General features: G+C 70.7%; 4 protein-coding genes. 3 read left to right on the plus strand and 1 reads right to left on the minus strand.

What is annotated here, in order from left to right; translation table 11 throughout:
• Both HW578_RS23215 and rnk read left to right on the plus strand, forming a co-directional pair.
• Window positions 1–676 (plus strand): MFS transporter (locus HW578_RS23215; protein WP_198373085.1); only part of this gene is annotated, 676 nt, incomplete at its 5' end.
• 181 nt (window positions 677–857) lie between these two features.
• Window positions 858–1,271, plus strand: a complete 414-nt coding sequence (gene rnk / locus HW578_RS23220) for a nucleoside diphosphate kinase regulator (RefSeq protein ID WP_198373086.1) — start codon at window positions 858–860, stop codon at window positions 1,269–1,271.
• 66 nt (window positions 1,272–1,337) lie between these two features.
• Here the strand turns inward: rnk and acnA are convergent, their stop codons facing one another.
• The gene (gene acnA, locus HW578_RS23225; protein WP_198373087.1) at window positions 1,338–4,034 is read right to left on the minus strand and encodes an aconitate hydratase AcnA; all 2,697 of its coding nucleotides are present in this window, start codon (window positions 4,032–4,034) and stop codon (window positions 1,338–1,340) included.
• A 64-nt stretch (window positions 4,035–4,098) separates the two neighbouring features.
• Between acnA and ccmA the strand changes: the two genes are divergently transcribed.
• Window positions 4,099–4,622 (plus strand): heme ABC exporter ATP-binding protein CcmA (gene ccmA, locus HW578_RS23230; protein ID WP_456308296.1); only part of this gene is annotated, 524 nt, incomplete at its 3' end.

Raw genomic sequence — 4,622 nt, forward strand, 5'->3', positions numbered from 1 at the left:
CGCGGGCAGCGTGGCCTGGCTGCTGGCGGGCGCGCTTCTCGCCGCCGCGATCGCGGCGCTGCTGCTGCCGCGCGGCGAGGCGCATGCCCGCCGGCCGGGCGGCGCCTTCCGCTCGGTGGTGGCGCTGCCGGCCTTCCGGCGCGTGCTGCTGGTCTCCGCACTCATCCAGGGCAGTCACGCGGCCTACTACGCCTTCGGGTCGATCCACTGGGCGGCGTCCGGCGTGGCGCCGAGCGTGATCGGGCTGCTCTGGGCCTGGTCGGTGGTGGCGGAGGTGGCGGTGTTCGCCTGGGGCAGGCCCATCGCCGAACGGCTGGGCGCGCGCGGGCTGGCGCTGGTCGCGGCGGGGGCGGGGGTGCTGCGCTGGGGGATCACGGCCGAAAGCGTCGCGCTGCCCGCGCTGGCGGTGGCGCAGGCGCTGCACGCGCTCACCTTCGGCGCGATGCACCTCGCGACCATGCGGGTGATGCAGCAGGCGATCCCCGCACACGTGGCGGGCACGGCGCAGACGCTGCTGGCGGCGGGGATCGGCGCGGCGATGATGGCGGGGACGCTGGCGGCGGGGTGGGGCTACGCGGCGGTGGGCGCCGCGGTGTTCTGGGGCATGGCGGGGATGTGCCTCCTGGCCGTCGGGGCGGTGCACGGCCTCGATGGCGGCAGGCGCGACGAGGCTTGATTACCGGAGCGCGGCGGACGATGTTCGCGGGATGGTCCTGACAGCCACGCTTCGCCGCCGGCTTGCGCATTCGGGGTGCCTTATCGCAGGCCGCTGACCCCGGGGCTCGCGCGCGCGCTGCGCCGCTGCTCCGGGGGAGCGTTTTTCTTCCGCCCGCGACCCTCCTGAAGGACCCATCCAGATGTCCGACATCACCCTTGGGCGCTCGTCTGCGCGCCGCCCGCCCATCCTGCTGTCCGAAGACGCGCATGGTATCCTCGTCGGCCTCGCCATGCGCGGTGCCCGCCGCACCCCCGAGGCGGCGCGCCTGCTGCTCGAGGAAGCCGATCGCGCCCGGCTGGTGCCGGAAGCGCGCCTGCCGGCTGACGTGGTGGCGCTCGGCTCGCGCGTGACCTTCACCGACGAGGCGAGCGGCGTGACCCGCACCGTGCAGGTCGTGCTGCCGTCCGAGGCCGATATCGGCCAGGGGCGCATCTCCATCCTCTCGCTGGTGGGCGCGGGCCTGATCGGCCTGCGCGCTGGGCAATCCATCGACTGGCCGGTCCAGGACGGACGGCTGCGGCGCCTGACCGTGACCGAGGTGACGGCCCCCTGAACAGGCGAAGGGCGCGGCCCCTTCCTGGAACCGCGCCCTTCCTGAAATCCGGCGATGCCGCGCGGCCTACGCCGCCTTCGCCATCCCGCGCAGCACGTAGTGCAGGATGCCGCCGTTGCGGTAGTACTCGACCTCGTCCGCGGTATCGACGCGGCACATCACCTGCGTCTTCACCTGCGTGCCGTCGGCCCGCGTGATCACCACGTCCATCATCATGCGCGGGGAGAGCTTCTCCACGCCCAGGATGTCGATGGTCTCGTCGCCCTTGAGGCCCAGCGTGGTCCGGCTCTCGCCTTCCTTGAAGACCAGCGGCAGCACGCCCATGCCCACCAGGTTCGACCGGTGGATGCGCTCGAAGCTCTCGGCGATCACCGCCTTCACGCCGAGCAGGAAGGTGCCCTTCGCCGCCCAGTCGCGCGAGGAGCCCGTGCCGTATTCCTTGCCGCCGATCACCACCAGCGGCACGCCTTCGCGCTTGTAGCGCATCGCCACCGTGTAGATCGGGGCCACGTCGCCGGAGGGGTAGTGCTTCGACACGCCGCCTTCCACGCCGGGGACCATCTCGTTCCTGATGCGGATGTTGGCGAAGGTGCCACGCATCATGACTTCATGGTTGCCGCGCCGCGCGCCGTAGGAGTTGAAGTCGTCCTGGCGCACCTGGTGTTCCAGCAGGTATTCGCCCGCGGGCGACGCCTTGCGGATGTTGCCGGCCGGGGAGATGTGGTCGGTCGTGATGCTGTCGGCCAGCAGGGCGAGCAGCCGCGCGCCCTTCACGTCCCCGGTCGGCTTCGGGTCCATGGTCATGCTCTCGAAATAGGGCGGGTTCTGCACGTAGGTGGAACCGGAATTCCAGCGGTAGGTGTCGCTGTCCGCATCGACGCGGATCGCCTGCCACTGCGCGGGGCCCTTGAACACGTCGCCGTAGCGCTCCTGGAACATCTCGCGCGTGACGACGCTGTGGACGGTGTCGTTCACCTCCTTCTGCGTCGGCCAGATGTCCTTCAGGTAGACGGGCTGGCCGTCCTTGCCGGTGCCGATCGGCTCCTTGGTCAGGTCGCGGCGGATGGTGCCGGCCAGCGCATAGGCCACCACAAGCGGCGGGGAAGCCAGGTAGTTCGCGCGCACATTCGCATGCACGCGCCCTTCGAAGTTGCGGTTGCCCGAGAGCACGGACACGCCGACCAGCTTGTTGTTCTCGATCGCGTCCACGATCGGCTCGGGCAGCGGGCCCGAATTGCCGATGCAGGTGGTGCAGCCATAGCCCACGGTCTGGAAGCCCAGCGCATCGAGGTGCGGCGTCAGCCCGGCCTTGTCGAGGTAGTCCGTCACCACCTGCGAGCCCGGCGCCAGCGAGGTCTTGACCCACGGCTTCGTGGTCAGCCCCTTTTCATGCGCCTTCTTGGCCACCAGCCCCGCGGCCACCAGCACATAGGGGTTGGAGGTATTGGTGCAGGACGTGATCGCCGCGATCACCACGTCGCCGTGGCCGAGGTCGTAATTGGCGCCCGCCACCGGCACGCGCAGGTCGGCCTTCTCGCCCGGCACGCCCATGGTCCCGGCGGCGAGGTCCTTGAGGAAGGCCGCGCCGGCATTGGACAGCGCCACCCGGTCCTGCGGGCGCTTGGGTCCGGCCATCGAGGGCTCGACCGTCGAGAGGTCGAGCTCCAGCGTGTCGGTGAACACCGGGTCGGGGCTGTCCGCCTCGCGGAACATGCCCTGCGCCTTGGCGTATTCGCGCACCAGGTTGATGCGGTGCTGGTCGCGCCCGGACAGGCGCAGGTATTCCAGCGTGGTGTCATCGACCGGGAAGAAGCCGCAGGTCGCCCCGTATTCCGGCGCCATGTTGCCGATCGTCGCACGGTCGGCCAGCGGCAGATGCGCGAGGCCCGGCCCGTAGAACTCAACGAATTTGCCGACCACGCCCTTCTTGCGGAGCATCTGCGTGACCGTCAGCACCAGGTCGGTGGCGGTCACGCCTTCCTTCAGCGACCCGGTCAGCTTGAAGCCGATCACGTCGGGGATGAGCATCGCGATGGGCTGGCCGAGCATCGCCGCCTCGGCCTCGATCCCGCCCACGCCCCAGCCGAGCACGCCCAGGCCATTCACCATGGTGGTGTGGCTGTCCGTGCCGTAGCAGGAATCCGGGAAGGCGAAGACCTCGCCCGTGTCGGTCGCGGTCCAGACGACCTGCGCCAGGTATTCCAGGTTCACCTGGTGGCAGATGCCCGTGCCCGGCGGCACGACGCGGAAATTGTTGAAGGCCTCCTGGCCCCAGCGGAGGAACTCGTAGCGCTCGCCGTTGCGCTCGAACTCGACATCCACGTTCTTCTGCAGCGCGGCGGCGGAACCGGAATAGTCCACCATCACCGAGTGGTCGATGACCAGGTCCACCGGCACCAGCGGGTTCACCTTGCGCGGGTCGCCGTGCAGCTTCAGCAGCGCGTCACGCATGGCGGCGAGGTCCACCACGGCCGGCACGCCGGTGAAGTCCTGCAGCAGGATGCGCGCGGGGCGGAACGGCACTTCCTTGGTCGAGCGGCCCTGCACCAGCCACTCCGCGATCTTCTTCGCGTCGTCGACCGTATAGGAGCGGCCGTCCTCGAAGCGCAGCACGTTCTCGAGCAGCACCTTCAGGCTGTAGGGCAGGCGGGTGACGTCGCCGATGCTCTTGGCCGCCTCGGGCAGGCTGAAGTAGTGATAGGTCTTGCCGTCCACCGTGAGGGTGCGGCGGGTCTTCAGGCTGTCCTGCCCGATCATCCGCATGGTTGCGTTGCCCTTCCTCGTTGCGGGGCGGCCTTCGCGGCCGCACAAACGGGCGGTTTAAAGCATGGCGGCCGGCGACGGTCCATGGATGGGGGCGGCTTTGGCAGGTGCGGGCGATGCGGTGCTGGAAGCGCGCGACCTCGCCTGCCTGCGCGGCGATCGCGCGGTCTTCGCCGGCCTGTCCTTTGCGCTGGCGCCAGGGGAGGCCCTGCTGCTGACCGGCGCCAATGGCGCGGGCAAGTCCACCCTGCTGCGCATCCTGGCCGGGCTGCTGCCCGCCGCCGAGGGCGCCGTGCTCTGGCAGGGCCAGGACATCGCCGAGGACGCGCCCGGCCATGCGCGCCGCACGCGCTACCTCTCGCACCAGGATGCGCTGAAGCCGGCGCTCAGCGTGACCGAGAACCTCGCCTTCTTCGCCCGGCTGCAGGGCGGGGCGGTGGCGCCCGCGCTCGCGGCCCTGGCGCTCGCGCCGCTAGCGGACCTGCCGGCGCGCGTGCTGTCCTCGGGGCAGAAGCGGCGGCTCGCGCTGGCGCGCCTGGCGCTCGCGCCGGCACCGCTCTGGCTGCTCGACGAGCCGACCACGGGGGT

Source organism: Roseomonas rosulenta, from assembly GCF_016106005.1.
Taxonomy (GTDB): domain Bacteria; phylum Pseudomonadota; class Alphaproteobacteria; order Acetobacterales; family Acetobacteraceae; genus Neoroseomonas; species Neoroseomonas rosulenta.

Bases quoted from the DNA above. Each gene is read 5' to 3' on its own strand.
- rnk (WP_198373086.1), top strand. From the start codon at position 858: ATGTCCGACATCACCCTTGGGCGCTCGTCTGCGCGCCGCCCGCCCATC.
- acnA (WP_198373087.1), bottom strand. From the start codon at position 4,034: ATGCGGATGATCGGGCAGGACAGCCTGAAGACCCGCCGCACCCTCACG.